This window comes from Gelidibacter salicanalis (genome assembly GCF_007997285.1).
GTDB lineage: Bacteria > Bacteroidota > Bacteroidia > Flavobacteriales > Flavobacteriaceae > Gelidibacter > Gelidibacter salicanalis.
This window is the reverse complement of record NZ_VORX01000002.1, coordinates 137,496-156,949: the sequence shown is the minus strand read 5'-3', so window position 1 is coordinate 156,949 and position 19,454 is coordinate 137,496. Positions and strand designations below refer to the sequence as shown.

The 19,454-nt window shown below is 38.7% G+C and carries 15 protein-coding genes and 1 tRNA gene; 2 read left to right on the top strand and 14 right to left on the bottom strand.

Translation table 11 applies throughout. From position 1 onward, the window contains the following. Nucleotides 1-8: 8 nt before the first annotated feature. Complete coding sequence (locus ES711_RS03950) at nucleotides 9-3,263, bottom strand: SusC/RagA family TonB-linked outer membrane protein (protein WP_146890313.1); 3,255 nt, start codon at nucleotides 3,261-3,263, stop codon at nucleotides 9-11. Nucleotides 3,264-3,631: 368 nt separating this feature from the next. Here ES711_RS03950 and ES711_RS03945 point away from each other — a divergent pair, with 368 nt between their 5' ends. After that, a complete protein-coding gene (locus ES711_RS03945) occupies nucleotides 3,632-5,146 on the top strand; it encodes a catalase (RefSeq protein ID WP_146890311.1) in 1,515 nt (504 codons plus the stop codon). A 588-nt stretch (nucleotides 5,147-5,734) separates the two neighbouring features. Here the strand turns inward: ES711_RS03945 and ES711_RS03940 are convergent. The 13 genes from ES711_RS03940 to ES711_RS03880 form a co-directional block, all read right to left on the bottom strand. Further along, nucleotides 5,735-6,196, bottom strand: coding sequence for a carboxymuconolactone decarboxylase family protein (locus ES711_RS03940; protein ID WP_146890308.1), 462 nt, complete (start codon nucleotides 6,194-6,196; stop codon nucleotides 5,735-5,737). A gap of 102 nt (nucleotides 6,197-6,298) precedes the next feature. Further along, nucleotides 6,299-6,625 carry a 2Fe-2S iron-sulfur cluster-binding protein gene (locus ES711_RS03935; RefSeq protein WP_146890305.1) on the bottom strand — a complete coding sequence of 109 codons (327 nt, stop codon included), beginning with the start codon at nucleotides 6,623-6,625 and terminating at the stop codon, nucleotides 6,299-6,301. A gap of 166 nt (nucleotides 6,626-6,791) precedes the next feature. Further along, nucleotides 6,792-7,433, bottom strand: a complete 642-nt coding sequence (locus ES711_RS16605) for a carboxymuconolactone decarboxylase family protein (protein WP_394344879.1) — start codon at nucleotides 7,431-7,433, stop codon at nucleotides 6,792-6,794. 23 nt (nucleotides 7,434-7,456) lie between these two features. Continuing rightward, on the bottom strand, nucleotides 7,457-7,873 hold the full coding sequence (locus tag ES711_RS03925) for an OsmC family protein (RefSeq protein ID WP_146890302.1): 417 nt from the start codon (nucleotides 7,871-7,873) through the stop codon (nucleotides 7,457-7,459). A 258-nt stretch (nucleotides 7,874-8,131) separates the two neighbouring features. Beyond that, nucleotides 8,132-8,476 carry a cupin domain-containing protein gene (locus ES711_RS03920; protein WP_146890299.1) on the bottom strand — a complete coding sequence of 115 codons (345 nt, stop codon included), beginning with the start codon at nucleotides 8,474-8,476 and terminating at the stop codon, nucleotides 8,132-8,134. A gap of 334 nt (nucleotides 8,477-8,810) precedes the next feature. Then, nucleotides 8,811-9,197, bottom strand: coding sequence for a group III truncated hemoglobin (locus ES711_RS03915; RefSeq protein WP_146890296.1), 387 nt, complete (start codon nucleotides 9,195-9,197; stop codon nucleotides 8,811-8,813). A gap of 2 nt (nucleotides 9,198-9,199) precedes the next feature. After that, nucleotides 9,200-9,622: a cytochrome C gene (locus ES711_RS03910; protein ID WP_146890293.1), complete on the bottom strand. Its 423-nt coding sequence runs from the start codon at nucleotides 9,620-9,622 to the stop codon at nucleotides 9,200-9,202. A 2-nt stretch (nucleotides 9,623-9,624) separates the two neighbouring features. After that, complete coding sequence (locus tag ES711_RS03905) at nucleotides 9,625-9,894, bottom strand: hypothetical protein (protein WP_146890290.1); 270 nt, start codon at nucleotides 9,892-9,894, stop codon at nucleotides 9,625-9,627. A 3-nt stretch (nucleotides 9,895-9,897) separates the two neighbouring features. Further along, on the bottom strand, nucleotides 9,898-10,908 hold the full coding sequence (locus ES711_RS03900) for a cbb3-type cytochrome c oxidase subunit II (RefSeq protein WP_146890287.1): 1,011 nt from the start codon (nucleotides 10,906-10,908) through the stop codon (nucleotides 9,898-9,900). 13 nt (nucleotides 10,909-10,921) lie between these two features. Then, entirely contained in the window at nucleotides 10,922-12,727 is a 1,806-nt protein-coding gene (locus tag ES711_RS03895; protein ID WP_146890284.1) for a cbb3-type cytochrome c oxidase subunit I, read from the bottom strand. Between the two features lie 1,081 nt (nucleotides 12,728-13,808). After that, nucleotides 13,809-14,816 carry an OmpA family protein gene (locus tag ES711_RS03890; protein ID WP_146890281.1) on the bottom strand — a complete coding sequence of 336 codons (1,008 nt, stop codon included), beginning with the start codon at nucleotides 14,814-14,816 and terminating at the stop codon, nucleotides 13,809-13,811. Between the two features lie 4 nt (nucleotides 14,817-14,820). Continuing rightward, nucleotides 14,821-17,124 carry an outer membrane beta-barrel protein gene (locus tag ES711_RS03885; protein WP_146890278.1) on the bottom strand — a complete coding sequence of 768 codons (2,304 nt, stop codon included), beginning with the start codon at nucleotides 17,122-17,124 and terminating at the stop codon, nucleotides 14,821-14,823. A 631-nt stretch (nucleotides 17,125-17,755) separates the two neighbouring features. Further along, a tRNA-Leu gene (locus ES711_RS03880) sits at nucleotides 17,756-17,837 on the bottom strand. A 159-nt stretch (nucleotides 17,838-17,996) separates the two neighbouring features. On the opposite strand from ES711_RS03880, the gene ES711_RS03875 reads away from it, so the two are divergent. Next, on the top strand, nucleotides 17,997-19,385 hold the full coding sequence (locus ES711_RS03875) for a dipeptidase (RefSeq protein WP_146890275.1): 1,389 nt from the start codon (nucleotides 17,997-17,999) through the stop codon (nucleotides 19,383-19,385). The last annotated feature ends 69 nt before the right edge of the window (nucleotides 19,386-19,454 follow it).

The following is a 19,454-nucleotide window of genomic DNA, read 5'->3' as shown; positions in this document are numbered from 1 at the left end:
TCTAAAATTTAAAATGTTACGTTAAGACCTAATGTAATTGTTTTTGGAACAGGGAATGATCCGTATTGAACCCCACCTTGCTCTGGCGTATCGCCACTCATACTCTTAAAGTAATGCAAGTTAGATCCTGTAACATAAACACTGAATCTTTGAATTGCATCTTTAAAATATTTTGATGGGATGTTATAACTCAACGTTATTTCACGCAATGCCAAATAATCGCCTTTTTCCCAGAACTTCTCGTTACCAAAATTTTGCAAATCATCTACACCTTCTCCTGCTCTCCAGACGTTTTTTGATCCGTTTACAAACACAAAACGTGGCCAGTCAGTATCTGTATTGGTTGGTGTCCAAGAATCCGCTACTTCAATAGGTTGTGCTAAATTTCCTTGGGTTTGACCATAACCTTTATTTTTGATATGGTTCCATACCAAATGTCCAGTTGCGAAATCGGTTTTTACAAAGAGATTGAAGTTTTTATAATTTAAACTTGTAGTAATACCTCCAATAAAATCAGGTGTTGTGCGTCCAATAATCTTTCTATCTAAGTTATCAATCACACCATCGCCATTTTGATCTACCCATTTAACATCTCCAGCCCAACGTTTGTTACGGCTAGGTCCCGGTACATAATTATCCGTTATGGCATTGTCAGCATCAGCCTCTGCTTGTGTCTTATAAATACCTGCTTGTTCAAAAGCAACTACTAAATCATGCCCTGAACGTTGCCCTTCTTGAAAACCACCAACCCATTCTTCTTGACCGGTAGATGAATTCCATATCAGTGTTCCACCTTGTCTGTTTCTATCGTTGTCATTTTTAGGAAGATTTACCACATAATTTTTATTGGTGGTAAACGTCGCTCCTACATTCCAACTTAAATCGGCAGTGCGGATAATATCCCCATTAACTTGCAACTCAAAACCTTTATTTCTAATGGTTCCGTTGTTCGTTAAAATACTGCTAAACCCTGTGTAATATGGCAAGGTTAAGTTGGCTAACTTATCTTTAATATCTCTTGAGTAAATATCTGTAATAAACGAAAGTCTGTTATCAAAAAACGAGATGTCCAAACCGGCATTAAATGTGGTCGATTTTTCCCAAACTAAGTCTAAAGTTGGCAAAGAAGAATTTGCATATCCGGTCTGACCATTATATACACCTTGCTCTCCATAAGAACCATATACTCCATAGTTGCTTAAAACATCTTGATTTCCATTTACACCATAACTTAATCTTGGTTTCAATCGCGAAATGACAGTACTTAAATTAGAATCTTTAAAGCCTTGTTCATTGTGTACATTCCAACCTATTGAAACACCTGGGAAAAAGTCATACTTATTATTACCTAATCTTGAAGATCCATCATATCTATAGGTGAAGCTCATTAAATAACGATCATCATAATCATATAACAATCTTCCGAATGTTGATACAATGACATATTCTGTTTCAAAACTATATGGAATCCCATTGGCTTCTGCACCAGCGTTCAAGGTTTCAATTAAATCAGTTGGAGAGTTTCGAGTTCCTGCTGAAGTATTAAAATAATTGTCTTTATAGTATTCAGCTCCTACTAACGCGTTAAAATTATGATTTCCAAATTTCTTCATATAATTTAAGGTTCCCGTCAATTGATTTCTCAACGTTCTTTCTAAACTAACTGATGCCTCGCGTCCTGTGCGTAAAGGTCCGGAAGTACTTCCTACTCTATACGCTCTATTAAATCTTTCATCGTGATTATTTACTGTAAAATGACTACCGTTAAGTGCAAAGGTGAAATTTTCAAATATATCCCAATCGATTCCTACAGACGCTGACAAGCGTTGTTCTAAATTTTTTCTAACAAATTTATCTTGGTAGTATAACGGATTTCCAAAACCTTCGTTTTGTCCTGGCGCAAATTGATCTGAAAACGTACCATCAGCATTCGTATCAAATGTTCTAGACGTTGGTGCCTGACCTTGGAATCTTCTAAAAACAGTATCATCACCTCCCAACGGACTTAATGATAAATTAGAGTGCGAATACAAAATATTAGAGTTCACTTTAAACTTGTCGCTGATATTGTAAGAGCCACTAAATTTCCCTGAATATCTCTTAAAGCCAGATCCTAAGATCAAACCGTCATTGTCTAAAGCCCCTAATCCTAAATAATAGGTTCCTTTTTCGTTACCACCGTCAAAAGACAAATAGTGATCTTTAGACGCACTGTTTTGATAAATACGATCCGGAACACTTGTATTGTTATAAAATAAAATTTCTTTTGATGGATCTAAAATATCTGGAATAGTACTCCATCCTGGCTGATTTAACAAATAGCTATTTGATGCCGATAGAAACTGCGTAGTAAAAGGATCGTTCGTCGTATTATTACCTGTTCCTGCACCGTTATTCCCATCTAAGAAAGCACCAAAAGAACCAGCATTACCAGCAACTTGTCTGTACCAAGCAATCCCTTGTCTGTTGTAATTGATGTGCTGTGCAGCGTTAAGATATTTCTGATCGTTTCGCTCTTCGTTCATACTATATTTATACTTATAGTTTATTGAAGATTTTCCAACCTTACCGGTTTTAGTCGTTACCAAAATAACACCATCTGCAGATCTTGCGCCATAAATAGCGGTTGCAGCCGCATCCTTAAGTACTTCTATAGACTCAATATCATCCGCGTTCAGCGCATAAAAAGAGCCTGGAATCCCGTCAATTAAAATGAGCGGCGATCCTGTACCGTTAAAATTAGTTCCTCCACGCAATACAATTTGCGGGGTAGAACCTGGCTGCCCTGTGGTATTGGTTACTCTTAAACCAGCAATGGTACCTTGTAAAGCCGTAGCCACGTTAGAACGTGTAGAGGTTTCCAAAATTTTAGTATCCAGTTTTGAAACCGAAGTAGTCAATTGAGACCGGCTCTGTTTTCCGTATCCTGTAATGACGATTTCGTCCAACATGGCAGTATCTTCCGTTAGAGATATATTGATGACCGTCTGGTTACCGACAGTTGCTTCTTTGGTCTGAAACCCAACAAAGCTAAATACAAGAACATCTCCTGTAGACGCTGCAATGGTAAAGTTACCATCAAAATCGGTGACTGCTCCAGTACTCGTTCCTTTTACAATAACAGTAGCCCCCGTTAAAGGAATGTTATCTGTGGCCGAAACGATAGTTCCTGTAATTGTTTTTTCCTGTCCGAAACTCAAGGAAGGCAAAGCAAAAAGCAAAGTAAATATCAGATAAATGATATTGGAATGTCTTTTTTTCATATTAAATAATTTTAATGAATGATGTTAAGTTAATCCGTCTTGTATGAAAGTATTATGTTATACATAATGCAATGTTATGAATTAATATTTACTTCTCAAAGAATTTATTTAAGAAAATTTTAACGAAACACCTAGGTGTTGTTTTCGTTATACTCATCATAATCAGTGCTTTTGTAAAATTTGGCTAAGTAATTATAAAAATTTAATCAATTTTTTAACACCGGTTACAAATGGACGTAGAATCGATTACGTTGCTTTGAAAATTCAATTTTTGTCCAATCTTTTTCAAATATGATTTAAGTTTTTTTTTAAGTATAGGAAATATCGTAACTTCAATCGCTTAACAAATCCTCTAAAAATAGAACAGTATGGAAGATAAAAAATCGAAACTTACACGACAGACAGGGGCCCCGGTTCCTGATAATCAGAATGTACAAACTGCAGGCCCACGTGGCCCCATGTTGATGCAAGATGCGTGGTTTTTAGAAAAAATGGCCAACTTTGATCGGGAGGTGATCCCTGAGCGACGCATGCACGCCAAGGGCTCTGGTGCGTTTGGAACCTTTACAGTAACGCACGACATTACTCCATATACTAAAGCGAAAATATTCAGTGAAGTCGGTAAAAAAACCGAAATGTTTAGCCGTTTCTCAACTGTTGCTGGAGAACGTGGCGCGGCAGATGCTGAACGCGATATCCGCGGCTTTGCCCTAAAATTCTATACGGAAGAAGGCATCTGGGATTTGGTTGGAAATAATACCCCAGTATTTTTCTTTCGCGACCCGATGAAATTCCCGGACTTGAATCATGCCGTTAAACGCGATCCTAAAACCAACCTGAGAAGTGCTAATAACAATTGGGATTTTTGGACCTTGCTTCCGGAAGCCCTACATCAAGTCACCATTATTATGAGTGATCGGGGTATTCCTAAAGGCTACCGACACATGCATGGGTTTGGAAGTCACACCTACAGCCTAATTAACCAGAACAATGAACGCCATTGGGTCAAGTTTCACTTTGTGACCCAACAAGGAATCGATAATTTGACCGATGAAGAGGCTAAAGCGATTGTAGGGATGGACAGAGAATCGTCACAAAGAGATCTTTTTGATGCCATAGAGTCTAATGACTTCCCGAAATGGAACATGTTTATTCAGGTAATGACCGAAGAACAGGCCAAGACCTACCGTTTTCATCCGTTCGATTTGACCAAGGTGTGGTCTAAAAAAGACTTCCCATTGATTCCTGTGGGACAATTTGAGCTGAACAGAAATCCAGAAAATTATTTTCAAGATGTTGAACAGGCGGCTTTTAACCCGACGAATATCGTTCCGGGAATCGGCTTCTCTCCTGATAAGATGTTGCAGGGTAGACTGTTTTCATACGGTGATGCCCAACGTTACAGATTAGGGGTGAACCATTATCAAATTCCGGTAAATAAACCTACCTGTCCATACCATTCCTACCATAGAGATGGGGCGATGCGTGTGGATGGAAATTATGGGGCGACCAAGCATTATGAACCCAACAGCTATGGCGAATGGCAAGAGCAACCGGAAGCACAAGAACCACCATTGGAATTAAGTGGCGATGCGTATGCGCATAATTTTAGGGATGATGATGAAGATTACTTCACGCAACCTGGCGACTTGTTCCGAATCATTAAAGCAGATGGAAAAGAAGACGCCTTGTTTAACAACACGGCCGCTCAAGTAGGCGGTGCAGAAAAATTTATTCAGATTCGTCATATCCGGAATTGCTATAAGGCCGATCCTGAATACGGAGAAGGGGTTGCAAGAGCCCTTGGTCTATCTATGGACGAGGTATCTAATTTTGACATGACGCCGTATGATAGATGGGCACCAAAACCTACCCACAGATAGGTTTTTAGAACCTGCATTCCGTTAGATAAGGGCAGGAAGAATATTCAACTTAAAAAGATGTTAGTGGCAACCTAAGATAGCCACTAACATCTTTTTTTTTAGGGGAAAAAATCATATTTATGGTGATCCCAACTTTGTGGTGCGGATTGAAAATTTGTAGACATCCTCGTAATCAGCGGGAAACAACCATAAGCGTCAGGAAAAATTATCCCGCAGATTTACGCTGAATAAAAACAAATATTTGTTTTATTTTATGACAGATCCATTTTATTCTAATGAATCAATTTATAGCATTACGATGGTTTAAAGACAATCAATTACTATTTTCAAAATCGTGCGTTTTGTTTTCTTAAATCGTTTCGTCGATCCATATGTCCACCGCGGTAAAACCCGAAATATCTAAGGACACCGGAGTAAATTGATTTCGTAATTCTTTATGTAGGAAATTCAGTGTTTTGTGTTACGCGCCAGCCCATAATTTTTTTTCCGTTCTGAATAAAACTTGCTGTAATGGCAGAGCCAAGACCACTGCTTGCGCCAGTTACTCATCCTATTTTTTTTAAAATCCTTCTTATGTTATTCTGAATATCATAGGGTGTTACTCGGATTATAGCTGCCTGGCTTTACCCGAAAACCTATGGCCAATCGGTTCCAACCATTTATGGCCACAATTGCCATGGTCAATGCCACCTGTTCCTTTTCACTAAAATGCTCGGTTAGCTGTTGATACAATGCATCCGGCATATCGTTTTTTGAAATCAGTGTCATGGCTTCAGTCCAAGCTAAAGCAGCACGTTCCCGGGGCGTGTAAAACGACGTTTCCTTCCAAGCCGTCAGGGCGTACAAACGTTGCTCGGTTTCACCAGCTTTACGCGCATCCTTGCTGTGCATATCAATACAATAAGCGCAGCCATTTATTTGCGAGGCACGCAGTTTGACGAGTTCGTATAAACTGTGTTCCAGTCCTGAACCAGCTACATATTTCTCCAATTCCATCATTCCTTTTAAGGCTTCAGGAGCTACCGTTTGGTAATTCAATCGTTGTTTCATGGATACATTAGATTATACTTTGTTATAATTGGCTTACACTATTTAGGAGTGGGTCTTTTATCCTGAACCAATATAATTGACCTCAAAGAATGGATTTCATACCTATGTGCGTTCCATAATTTTAAAAACCAACTTATGCAGTTCAGCATTGATGGGAATCTGGCAGGCCAATCGACTGTTTTCTTGGGTGTCTTCAATTTTAGAAAGCGTATCTTTTTCATCGCTATCCATATTTTGGGAAAGCTGGCCCTCAAGAATTTGTATATGACAAGTGCCACACCAGGCCCGACCCTTACAGTCGCCCCAATCTTCCATACATTTATCGAACAACAACTCCATTAAACTATGATAGTCATTGACTTTAAATTCCACTTTATGTGCTTCACAAAACTCATCAATATACGTAAAGTCATAATTCTCAGATCGCATAGGCTAAATGGTGTTTAGATTCTTTTTCTTATATGCTACAGTTCATCATGAACTGTAGCATGCGGATATTGGAATGTGGTATTGATAACTTTCCCTACAGTTTCTTCTTTATAGTTTTGTTATAATAGCAAGATTGTTTGCCATCAATGCTATAAAAGGATTTTTACTACCCATGGGTCTCCATTGCTTCCATGGCAATAGAGGCATGCGCATAAGCCGCACCAGCCCGCATTTCAGAGGCTACCCAGATGGCTTCCATGAGTTGCTCATTGCTGGCACCTTTTAATTTTGCCATTTTAGTGTGGCCCTTTATACAGTTGGCACATTGGGTGACGTGGGCCACGCCAAGCGCAATCAGCTGCTTGGTTTTTTCATCGAGCGCCCCGGTTTTAAATACGGTATTGCTAAAGTTTCGCCACGCATTTGCAGTCTCCGGAACCAAATCGGCTTTTTTCTTAGCCATTTCAGGAGTTGATTGGGGCACTAAACCGTCTTGGTTCAAACCATCCATGGCATCTACAGCAATTGCAGCATGGGTATATGCGCCACTCGCTCGCCCCGCCGCTGCCACCCAAATGGCCTCCATAATCTCTTCTTTGCTCGCACCTTTACGCAGGGCTTGGGGCGTATGCGATTTAATGCAGTACGGACATTGGGTCACGTGAGCTACCGCCACCGCTATAAGTTGCTTGGTTTTTTCGTCTAGAGCGCCTTCTTTAAAGACGGTTTGGCTAAAATTTCGCCACGCTTCGATATGGGCGGGCGCCAAATCGGCTTTTTTCTTGGCTAATGTTGTTGGGTTGTTCATGATAAAATTTTTTTAAGATTGACTTATTGCAGTGATGCGTCCATGGTAATTGGGAAGCTCAGTGCTTTACTCATAGGACAATTCTCTTTGGCCGCAGTGGCACATTCCATAAACTTCGCTTCGGTAATGTTTGGGATAGTTGCCTTTAAGATTAAATGAGAGCCCGTAAGTTCTAATTTATCCGCATCCATGGTGACTTCTGAAGACACATCGAGTTCTGTCGGCGTATAACCTTCCTTTCCTAAAATAAGACTCAAGGCCATAGCAAAACAGCCTGCGTGTGCCGCTGCCAACAATTCGTCAGGATTTGTGCTTTTTCCTTCACCAAAGCGGGAATTAAAACAGTATTTTGACTGGTTTAAAACTTTACTAGGGGTGGTTAATTGACCTTCACCTTTTTTTAGTGAACCGTTCCAAACGGCATGTGCTTTACGTTTCATAGTCTTATGTTTTAAGTTTTTATAGTTTAACCTTATCGTCCGATGAATCAAGGCCGCTGCGCTTCTAGCATAAAGATTAGCCTGCTATTAACCGACCAACGTCATCATTAAAATTAAAGCCTGCGAATTACTTTCGGTGGACAGAAATTCCTCTCTGCAAGTTGTCATTTCGAGAATATACAAATCTCTCTTGCTTTAACTAGGTTTGTTAATTGGCTATCTAGATTTACAGAACACCATCGTTTTTAAGAATTCGACTTAGGAATTTTTTGCAACATCTTCTACGCGTTTGGCGCTGTCGGCTTTATTTAAACTTAACCGTACAATGCTGTCTTTTAAAGCGGTTAAATCGTGTGGCACACCACCTTCAAGCGATACAAGATCCCCAGTTTTTAAAGTATGCACGCTGCCATTGACTCCAAAATCGATACTACCCTCAAAAATTTCAACTACAATAGGAAATGGGGTTTTGTGCTCTTTCATCACCTGATCTTTCTTAAAGGCGATTCTTATTTCCTTGCCATTTTCTGTTTCTAATAATACTTGAATGGTAGGTCTGGTCTCGTGGTATTGAATGTTGTTGGTTAATGATGCTGTTTTCATGTGTTTGATTTTTAGTAATAAGTATTAAGTAGTGAGTATTAAGAATTAAGTACTCAGTTTTCAGTTTTCAGTTTTCAGTTTTCAGTCCTCAGTTTTCAGTTTTCAGTCCTCAGTTTTCAGTCCTCAGTCCTCAGTCCTCAGTTTTCAGTTTTCATTGTTCTTTGTTCTTTGTTCTTTGTTCTTTGTTCTTTGTTCTATGTTCTATGTTCTATGTTCTATGTTCTTCAGTAAAGATACAAACAATTTTAATTAGGACAAAACTATCCGAATTAAAAGATCAAACAAAACATTTCTGTTTCAACGTTACGGTTTAAAAAGTTATCGGGAAGGACAATTAAAAATGTCCAGAGACAGATTGTTGGTAGCGGTCAATTTTAAATTGGAAGATCTCTGCCATTTTTGAAGCGCGCCATTTGGCCTCCTCAGCAATTTCGCCTTCAAACTGCTCGTCTATGGTGCTGTAAAACAGCTCCAACCAGCGGTCAAAATGCGCTTTGGAGACTGGTAATTTGGCGTGTGGCGGAAACGGACTCCCAGTATACGTATGTTCTCCTAGAAGTACGGTTTGCCAAAATGTGTACATGGTTTCCAAGTGTGCGGGCCAACGGTCTTTAATGACCTTATTAAAAATAGGCGCTAACAACTCATCTTCACGTACTTTATCATAAAATGTATTGACTAAGGTTTTGACGTCTTCAAGACTAAAAATATCGTGTTCCATACTTAAAAAAATGATTTATAGAGTTCAGGATCCCAGTACATAATAATGTAAAAGAGTCCAAAGGCAAACACCATTACCAATAATGCCCAAACCCATGCGGGAATCGCTTTTGGTGTTTCAGAGCCGCGGATAACGAAAAAATCGGAGGTTTCACTGCCGTAAGCATTGATGGTAATCGGGATTTGGTTATCTACCGTTTCATTTGCTTTTAAACCTACCACTGAAATCTCAGGTCCATTACGAACAATAAACGGAATTTCACGAATGCCTTCCACATTATTGGAAGATTTTGCTACTATTTTTAGGGTGTGCTTTCCGTCGGGAATTTTGGTTGTATCCAAAACGATTTTGACCGGCGGCGCAAATGATGCAAACGGTTTGATATCATCGTCCAAAAATACGGTTACGATCCTATTGTCTTCCATAATTAAAATCCTTCGTTTCTAACAATATTCTTAATATGATCAGGATCATTCTCTTTAGGTCTTATCAGATATTTCAGACTATAAAACAGTGTAAACCCCACGATAATTATAGCGCCCCAAATAATATAATAATCGAAGTCTCCTGAAGGTCCCGCCCCGTGCGTGATATTTTCAAACCCTTTGGGTTGATCTTTCTCACAAACATCGCAAGCCACTGCCATCGCCTGTCCTAAGAAAAACAACCATACGAAAATTAAAGCTCCTTTTTTCATCTCTTATTTATTTAATTCCATCTCAACATATTGTCTCACCTTGGCGACATCATCTGCAGTTACAGGCGCTGCATCATTACCCCAGCTACTTCTTTCATGGGTAAGAATGGCCGCAATTTCTTCATCCGTAAGTTGATCTCCAAACGGAGGCATCACACCGTAATCCGTACGGGCATCATAACCCTGAATAACCACTCGGATCAGTTTTTCAGCATCCGCATTATTGACTATGGCGCTACCTACCAACGAGGGAAAGGCACCCACGATCCCTTTACCACCGTCTTGGTGACAAGCTGCGCAGACTTGGGAATATAATTTAGCACCATCCAGACCACCCGCTTGTTGACTTTCACTTCTTTCGGCTTGAATTTTCTTCAGTGCCGGAATAAAATCATTAACATTCCCGCCCGGCAATTCCGTCTGTTTCAAATATTTTAAATAATCTACTAAGCGCAAGGCATCGTAGGAAGCTACGATTTTTTTTCCAGGCTTATTAAATAATTCTTTAGGTACCGCAACTACTTTATCGTACTTTTTTAGTGAAGCGCTATCTACTTCTCTAAACAACCATGGATAGGACGGCATAACCGAGGCGGAAACAACCGCTCTAGGGTTGTACAAATGGAGCAAATGCCAATCTTCACTGGGCTGACGGATTCCGATATTGGTCAAATCCGGTCCTGTACGCTCACTGCCTAACACTGAAGGCGATTGGCGCCACACATCCATACGTTTTTTACTGTAAAAATAATCGGAGGGAATGGACGGCCGACTTCCCCACACATTGTCCATTTCAATGTTGCGGACTTGCTGCGTGTGGCAAGCCATGCAGTTTTCTGAAACATAAACGTGTAGACCTTCCCGCTCTTCGGCGGTTAAAGGTTTTTCGTCCGGAATAGGTTCAGTACCCTGCATCTGGAAAGCGGGCACTATGGCAATAAGAATACTTAAGGCTATAAATACACCACCTGCAGTAAGCACCAAATTTTTATGTTCTTTATGAAAATTAAGCATGTTTCAGATCGTATTAAACAGTTATTTCTTCAATTTTTTTGGCGCTTACAGAAGGTTTCATATTAGCGTAGCCCTTCACCATATAATAGAAATTATAGGCAAATATCAAGTGAGAGACAAACATGAGCGACCCACCAACGGCACGCCACACCCAATACGGTTTCATCAAAATGACAGATTCTATAAAAGCATTTCCTTCAATCCAGCTTAAGCCTTTATAGGTTCCTCCAGCCATTAGCGAAATCATGTAAGCAAACAACCCTATAAATGCCAGCCAAAAATGCCCTCCTACTAGAACCTGTGAGGGTTCCCTTCCTGTTAATTTTGGCAAAATGGCATAAATACATGCCCACAAGAAAAAGGCGATGATGCCATACATGGTCATATGGGAGTGCGCCACGTTAAAATCGGTAAAATGCCAGACGAAATTTGTAAAACGAAACGCCTGTACACTCCCTTGCATAGAACCCACAAAATAAAAGACAGTTCCCACTAAAAAGAACGGGAGCACATAACTTTTAGAGATGTGATTCCAACTGCCCTTCATGGTCATTAAAAAGTTTGTTGACCCTGCTACAACCGGAATCACCATACCTGCACTAAAGACAATCGCAATGGTCTGCAACCACCATGGCAAGGGACTAAATACAAAATGATGGGTCCCGATCATGGTATAGAACAACATTTGTGTCCAAAAAGCCAAAACCCCTAAGGAATAGGAATAAATAGGTTTGTTTAAAGCCGAAGGCAAGTAATAATACACCAAACCCAATGTAAAGGTCATAAACCACATTCCAACGCCCTGATGCATGTAGTAGCCCTGAATGACCGTTTCTCCCAACCCATCCTGATAGAATGGCAAATAACCAATAATAGCCAAGACGATGGTCCAAATGAGGGAAGCTAAGATAAACCAGTTCGAAATATAGATTTCTGAAATTTTGCGAGTCGCTACAGTTTTGTAAAAATTGATGAAGGTCATCACCAAGCCAATGGCAAAAAGGAGCATAATTGGCCAGATGTATTCTCTATATTCGCCGCCCCCATTATTGATGCCCGCCATTAGGGACAAACTGCCCAATACAATAGTTGTATTGATAAGGCCCCAAGCGGTCCAAGCCCAGGTGTAATTATAAATTTTAGTGTTGGAAGTTCTGGCAATAACAAAATACCCAAGACCGATCATTGCCAAGGATGACCACCCCCAAAACACCATATTGGTATGCACCGGGCGCAAACGGCCAAAACTCAACCAAGACTGATGGTCCATTTCAGGCCACACAAACTTCATTCCGAGATATTGCCCAATTAAAGTTCCCAAAACAAGCCATAAGATGGCAGCGCCAATGTAATAGATGATTATTTTCTTTAATTCTAAAGGGGTTTCGAGGCTGAGCGACGTTTTCTTTTTCTCGTCAAAATAGGCGTTATTGGGATCATTTTCGATACGTTGTATCAGGCCTTTATCGTCACTAGCCAACGCATGGCCTGATAATTCGTTTCCTCCTAATTTATACTTAAGGGCAGCTTTTCGTTTTTCTAAAATGGCATCAATATCCGCATCATCCAAAGCGATGAGCTCATCATCAAATGCCAATTTTTGAGAATTTATCTGACGGCGTTTCATAGAATCGATATAGCCGTTTAATTTCACAAACAAGATGACAATGGCTATAATCATCACAATAGCAATGAGTACGAAAGTGCCAATAATTCCAGGACTGGAAAGCCAGTTATCCGTATTTATTTTTTCTTGAGCATTTAAAATATTCGGAAGTATCACAGAAAATAACAAGATGAAGATCTTACCTTTTTTCATAAAATCTATTTTTTTTAAGAGGCTACTATAGGGGTCAAAATCACCACTAATTACAATTGAAGAATGAATCTGTTGCAGATTATTTTAGTCCTATAGTGCAGCACAAATATACATTAGGAAATTAATGGAGACAAATTTATCCGATATAAAGTATAAAAATAATTCCTTCAGCCTGAAATACATAGCATTAAGCCGAACATTGCCAGTACTGCAATTGTGGATACTAAAATCCTATTTCAAGAGGTTAATTATAAGAAAACCGTGATTATACTTAAGTTGTCAAAGCTATTTTTAATTGATAGAATTAAAGCACTGTTGGGGTCAATTTTAAAATATTAAAGAGAAGTTTTACACAAAAAAAAATCCTCTCTGAAAAGAGAAGCTTTTATTTTTTTCAGGTGGGGAGACTCGAACTCCCACACCTAGCGGGACTAGATCCTAAGCCTGGCTTACATCTGCATAAACGACATTAAAATCATTCATTATCAATGATTTTAATGATTTCTATTTTTTTTGATAGCATCTCATATCAGTTGATTTCAGCATTGGTTGTACCTATGTTCTACCTGATTTATCTTTCGCATACTTAACAGGTACTATTGTTTTTAAACTCAGAATTAGTTCTTTGCAAAAAGCCCAATTAAGAAGGCGTAAATCTTGTTGCGATCCGCATCACAGAAACCGTCGATCAACATTCCTATTCATGGGGCACTATAGAGTTGTAAGAATGGGACAAGACAAACCTCAGTGTTAAAAAACCTGATTCTAATTCGGAGCATTTCAATAGCTTATTATCAACTTTACTCACAGGAGTCATCAAAGCATTGTTATCTCTTCAGTTTAAATCTAAAGACGCCTCTGCAAATCAGATTAAAAAAGACTTTTCTCATTCTGATAGTAACATATCATTCTCTGACTTGGCGGAGGGGCATCTTGAAAATTTAGAATGCTCAGAAAACTTGAATAGAATGCCATGCGACAAAGTGACCACCTAAAAACAAAAAATCTTATGTTGAATTTAAATTAATTTAAATTCAACATAAGATTTGATGGTCATGGATCTTTGAGCTGTGTAAATATTCTATCTCACAATAATAGACATATCCACACGTCGAGCATGTTGTTCAGAAGATATGTTATCCTCTCCTCTAAAAGAGACAATAATTCGACTTGCATCCACTCTATTATTTTTAAAAGCTTTTTCAACCGCTTCAGCTCTGCGCATAGAAAGTTGTTTGTTATAATCTGATTTACCTAACGGACTTGCCCATCCTTCCAACATAACTTTTGCTTCGGGATAGTTGATTAAGATTTGAATTAGATCTTGAATGTATGGAAAATATTCAGCTCGCAAAATTTCTGAATTATTTTCGAAATAAACTTGTTGCTTGAAGTAAGTTTTACTTTCATTCCTTTCGGCAGATTTAACCATTTTATCAGAAGTTGACATTTTCGATTCTATACTATCCAACTGACGCCTAACATTATCCAAGCTTCCTTTCATCGTATGTAAGCTATCCGCGAACGAATTTTCTCTTCCCATATGAAGCCTATTTGCTTCAACATTTCTTAAAGAATCAATTTCATCTTGTAACTCTTTTATTTTATTACTGTTAGAAGGAATAATTGTTGCCGTGCTTCTATCATTAGAAGGATAAAATGAACTAGGAGCAGCATTACTAGGCATGATAATGGTTGAGTTATCTCTGTTTTGAGAAGGCAACGCTCTGTTACCAAAACTGAGATTGTCAATTCTTTGGTTCAAATAGCGTAGTTCCTGTAGAATTTGCTGATTAGAAATTTGATCATAACCACGATTATCCATTCCTGACGTCTCTAATCCTGAACGCTGTTGGTATTTTAATCTCAACTCGGCTAAATCTTGTTTCTGTCGTCTGCTCTCCCTTTCTTGAAGTTGCGCGCGTCTAGCATCGGCTACCGTGCTTAAAAAAGAGCTAAGTTCTGCTTCTGTCATTACAATAATACTTGTATCAGAAGTCTTTTCGCTTTGGGCGAAAAGACTCACTGAAAATAATATACATACAGAAAGAACTAGTGTTTTCAATTTATGTGTATTTAATTGTAACATCTTCCTAAAATTTTAATTTATATCCTAAAGATATTCTATGTATATCGATAAAATTATGAGCGGTATAATCTGCAAACAACTTGCCACCAAATACATTAAAAGTAGTACCTAAAACTAAGTTGGGACTAAACGTACTTACACCCACTGCATCATTATACCCAAGGCCAAGGCCTATATAAGGCTCTAAAATTATGCCTGCGTTTACCATAAAAGGAATCACTACGTTGGCGTTTATTCCAAACCCTGTATTTTTACCTGGAGCTAAGTATAGGTCTGGCATAAACTTAAATGGTGAATTAGTAAAGGCATAGTTGCCTCTTATACCAATAATCATTGACACATCGTCAGCTATAACAACACCTGTAAAGACCGACATACCTTCATTTACGACCCAACCTGTTGCAACACCTGTATTTGCAGGTTCAGATTGTAAGATCGTATTACCATCCTTATCCGTTACCACTGTAGTAGTTGATGGACGTGTCATCTGAGGCGCAGGTGTAGTCTGTTGACTTGGATTTATGATCACAGTTTTGTCTTGGTTTTGATTTTGGTTTCCTAACATCATGCTTAATCCCAGAGCATTGACTTTGTCTGTGGTTTTATCCATTTTGCTATCAAGCTCATTTAATTTGTCCATGATTTGCTTAGAAGCACCATCTTGACGCGCCGGTGAAAGATTTTCTCGATATGCTCCTGTATTAATTTCAAGTAACAATCTTTCTAAACGATCCATTCGATCATCAATCGTTTGTGGTTTACGAGATTCCTCATCCACACCTTTAATCACTTTTTCAATCAAATCTTCAAGTTCTTTTGGAGTCATTTCAACTCGTGATCCTTTTACGTCCTTCGCAGTTTTACTAAGCGTAGTTTTAGGTTCTTGACGACCGTCCTGTTCGCGTTCTAAAGCTTTCTTCTCTTCGATGATTGCTACCGCTTTCTTGGTATCATTATTTTTATAGGCGTCCGACAGTTCAGATTCTAGCTCATCAATTCGGTTTTGATACACCTGAGTTCTATCTTCAACCCTTTGATCTATCTTATCCTCTAAAATCTCATCCGTGTCATCCCCTCTTTTACCTAACTGAAAACGGATCCCTGCAGTGTACATGGTATGTTGTTTTAACTCACTTGGTGCAATCGTATTTTCCAGATCATTATTTGCACGATCCGAAGTAAATAACATACTTGCATCTCCATATATTTCAACATTTCGACCAACAGGCACATTTAAACCTAAACCACCTTTGGCGAAATAGCCAGAAGAGGCACCGGTAAGTTGATCTTTACCAATATAGCTTCCTTTGTAGGCGTTTAAATAACCACCACCAACGGTTAGGTAAGGCACCAAACCTCGAGAAACATTCAATTTTGCAATAAATTCACCACCATACATGGCCAAATCGTCCCAATCAGTAGATATCTTTTCATCTTTGGTAGCTTGATAATAAAAACCTCTAATACCTACATATTGGTTCAAATCAAAACCAATTTTTCCACCCAGAAAATAAGAGTCTGACAGATTGGAATCATTATCAAAATTAACATAGGCTCCACCTGGTTCTAAAATTAATTTGAAACCACCTAATCCACCAGAAAACTTTCTATAATAAGCTCTATCCAATGCACTAAACTCTTCTGGACTGCGTCCTCCTAGATACAGTTGTAATCCGGCCAGTGCCGACCAGTTATACATTCTCGAGTTGTTATTATCATTTAACCAACCTTCAATAGTACTTTGATCTTGCCCCTCCTGGTATAGCACAGAAGCTGGATTCATATTAAAGACCGTATTTTTTACTTCTAAATTTAGAAATAATCTATTGCCGAGCTTAATTTGTGTACCCAAACCTAGGTTAGCATAAATCTGTTCAGATTTTTGCACGTTTGATGATGCACCTACTGCAGCAATATCAACTTTCAGTTTTTGTACTCCTGCTCCAAGGGTCAGATAGGGAACAAAGGTACCACGTGTAGGAATGTTAGCCTTGAACTCACCTCCTATACGTTCTATATCCACTTTTCTGGAGTTAAAATTATTTACAAAATCATCTGAAAAAATATCAAAACCTTCAACGGTATTATTAAGATCGTTAGATATTTCGTAAACGCCTCTTAATTCAATTGCTTCTCCAAATCCGAAACCTATTCGTCCTCCAAACATCACACCATTTTCAATAGCAGTGTTTTTGTCAAACCAGTTATAGCTGGCAGTAGGTTGTAAGGTTACTGTCACATCTTTCATCTGGGCCTCTACATTTATTCCCAAGAGAGCCAAAGCACAAATAATAATTAATTTCTTCATATCATTTGTTTTTAATTATTAGTAAGTCAACGCTTTTAACTTTTCACATAATATAAGCGTCAAATGAATGCATTTTGCTAATGTAATAGTTTAAACTATACTTAAAAGTAGACAATAAAACACTCTTAAACAATGACTTAAGCCAATATTTCAACAAACTATTTGAATAATTGATATGGTGTCAAGGAATTATCTGATCTCATCAATGTTTTACCTGAACAAAATAAACCTATCATTTCTTAAAGGTTTCGTGATTACAATTTTACCGTTATAAAATACAGTTAGAGAGACTCGAACTCCCACACCTCGCGGCATCACGCCCAAAGCGTGACGTGCTTACCAATTCCCATAAAAACAAAAAAGCCTCTCTAAAAGAGAAGCTTTTGATTTTTGTACAGGTGGGGAGACTTGGGACTCCCACACCTCGCGGCATCACGCCCTAAAGCGTGACGTGCTTACCAATTCCCACAAAAACAAAAAAGCCTCTCTAAAAAGAGAAGCTTTTGATTTTTGTACAGGTGGGGAGACTCGAACTCCCACACCTCGCGGCATCACGCCCAAAGCGTGACGTGCTTACCAATTCCCACAAAAACAAAAAAGCCTCTCTAAAAAGAGAAGCTTTTGATTTTTGTACAGGTGGGGAGACTCGAACTCCCACACCTCGCGGCACTAGATCCTAAGTCTAGCGTGTCTACCAATTCCACCACACCTGCAACTTATATTCGGCAAATAATTTCCGAATCGGGATGCAAATATAATCATTCCTTTGAATATACAAATAACTTGACTCATAAAATTCACTTCAAATTTTGTACTTTTGAATATCTTGAAAAACAACTTGCATTTCAATGCAAATAACTAAATATTAAAATATGCAAAACATAGATAGTTACGTAGAGAAAAATAAAGATCGGTTTATTAATGAACTGATAGAACTACTTAAAATCCCTTCAGTAAGTGCGGATTCCGCTTTCAAAAAAGATGTGCTTAAAACCGCAAGTGCTATTAAGAAAAGTTTAGAAAAAGCAGGTTGCGACCATGTTGAAATTTGTGAAACAGAAGGCTATCCTATTGTTTATGGTGAAAAAATAATTGACAAAAATTTACCTACTGTTTTAGTATACGGTCATTATGACGTACAACCTGCAGACCCTATTAGTTTATGGACGTCTCCCCCTTTTGAACCTGTTATTAAAAAAACAGAGATACACCCTGAAGGCGCCATTTTTGCACGTGGTGCTTGTGATGATAAAGGCCAGATGTATATGCATGTGAAAGCCATGGAATTTATGACCTCGACAGATCAATTACCGTGTAATGTGAAATTCATGATTGAAGGCGAAGAGGAAGTTGGCAGTGTTAACCTCGCAAAATTTGTCAAGCAAAATCAAGAGAAACTTAAAAATGATGTTATCCTTATTTCGGACACCGGAATGATTTCTAAAGACACCCCTTCTATTACAACAGGCTTAAGAGGTTTAAGTTATGTTGAAGTGGAGGTTACAGGTCCAAAACGGGATTTACATTCTGGTTTATACGGTGGGGCAGTTGCCAACCCTATAAACGTACTGACCAAAATGATTGCCTCTTTGCATGATGAGAATAACCATATCACCATTCCCGGATTTTACGATAAGGTAGAAGAACTCTCTGATGAAGAGCGCTCTCAAATGGCTAAAGCCCCATTTTCATTAGAAAATTATAAAAAATCGCTGGATATCGACGCTGTTTATGGCGAAAAAGGATACACTACTAATGAGCGTAACTCTATCCGACCAACATTAGATGTAAACGGGATTTGGGGAGGCTACACGGGTGAAGGCGCTAAAACCGTCATTGCCAGTAAAGCGTTTGCAAAAATCTCCATGCGATTGGTGCCAAACCAAGATTGGGAAGAAATCACGGCATTATTCAAGCACCATTTTGAAAGCATTGCTCCTGAAGGTGTAAAAGTGTTGGTCAAACCTCATCACGGCGGACAAGGCTATGTCACCCCAATTGACAGCATTGGCTATCAGGCCGCATCAAAAGCTTATGAAGCGACTTTTGGAAAGACTCCGATTCCACAACGTAGTGGTGGTAGTATTCCTATCGTAGCACTTTTTGAGCAAGAATTGAAGAGTAAAACGATTTTAATGGGCTTTGGCTTAGACAGTGATGCCATCCACTCCCCTAATGAGCATTTTGGAATTTGGAATTACTTAAAAGGCATTTCAACCATTCCGTTGTTCTATAAATATTTTACGGAGCTTTCTAAATAAGAAACCAAATTTTTAGACAGGTAAAAAACAAAGCCACGAACGTTTGATTATTATACTTATAATCATGAG

Bases quoted from the DNA above. Each gene is read 5' to 3' on its own strand.
- ES711_RS03925 (WP_146890302.1), bottom strand. From the start codon at position 7,873: ATGAAACGTAAAGCACATGCCGTTTGGAACGGTTCACTAAAAAAAGGT.
- ES711_RS03885 (WP_146890278.1), bottom strand. From the start codon at position 17,124: ATGAAGAAATTAATTATTATTTGTGCTTTGGCTCTCTTGGGAATAAAT.
- ES711_RS03940 (WP_146890308.1), bottom strand. From the start codon at position 6,196: ATGAAACAACGATTGAATTACCAAACGGTAGCTCCTGAAGCCTTAAAA.
- ES711_RS03920 (WP_146890299.1), bottom strand. From the start codon at position 8,476: ATGAAAACAGCATCATTAACCAACAACATTCAATACCACGAGACCAGA.
- ES711_RS03905 (WP_146890290.1), bottom strand. From the start codon at position 9,894: ATGAAAAAAGGAGCTTTAATTTTCGTATGGTTGTTTTTCTTAGGACAG.
- ES711_RS03945 (WP_146890311.1), top strand. From the start codon at position 3,632: ATGGAAGATAAAAAATCGAAACTTACACGACAGACAGGGGCCCCGGTT.
- ES711_RS03895 (WP_146890284.1), bottom strand. From the start codon at position 12,727: ATGAAAAAAGGTAAGATCTTCATCTTGTTATTTTCTGTGATACTTCCG.
- ES711_RS16605 (WP_394344879.1), bottom strand. From the start codon at position 7,433: ATGAACAACCCAACAACATTAGCCAAGAAAAAAGCCGATTTGGCGCCC.
- ES711_RS03900 (WP_146890287.1), bottom strand. From the start codon at position 10,908: ATGCTTAATTTTCATAAAGAACATAAAAATTTGGTGCTTACTGCAGGT.
- ES711_RS03890 (WP_146890281.1), bottom strand. From the start codon at position 14,816: ATGTTACAATTAAATACACATAAATTGAAAACACTAGTTCTTTCTGTA.
- ES711_RS03915 (WP_146890296.1), bottom strand. From the start codon at position 9,197: ATGGAACACGATATTTTTAGTCTTGAAGACGTCAAAACCTTAGTCAAT.
- ES711_RS03950 (WP_146890313.1), bottom strand. From the start codon at position 3,263: ATGAAAAAAAGACATTCCAATATCATTTATCTGATATTTACTTTGCTT.
- ES711_RS03910 (WP_146890293.1), bottom strand. From the start codon at position 9,622: ATGGAAGACAATAGGATCGTAACCGTATTTTTGGACGATGATATCAAA.
- ES711_RS03935 (WP_146890305.1), bottom strand. From the start codon at position 6,625: ATGCGATCTGAGAATTATGACTTTACGTATATTGATGAGTTTTGTGAA.
- ES711_RS03875 (WP_146890275.1), top strand. From the start codon at position 17,997: ATGCAAAACATAGATAGTTACGTAGAGAAAAATAAAGATCGGTTTATT.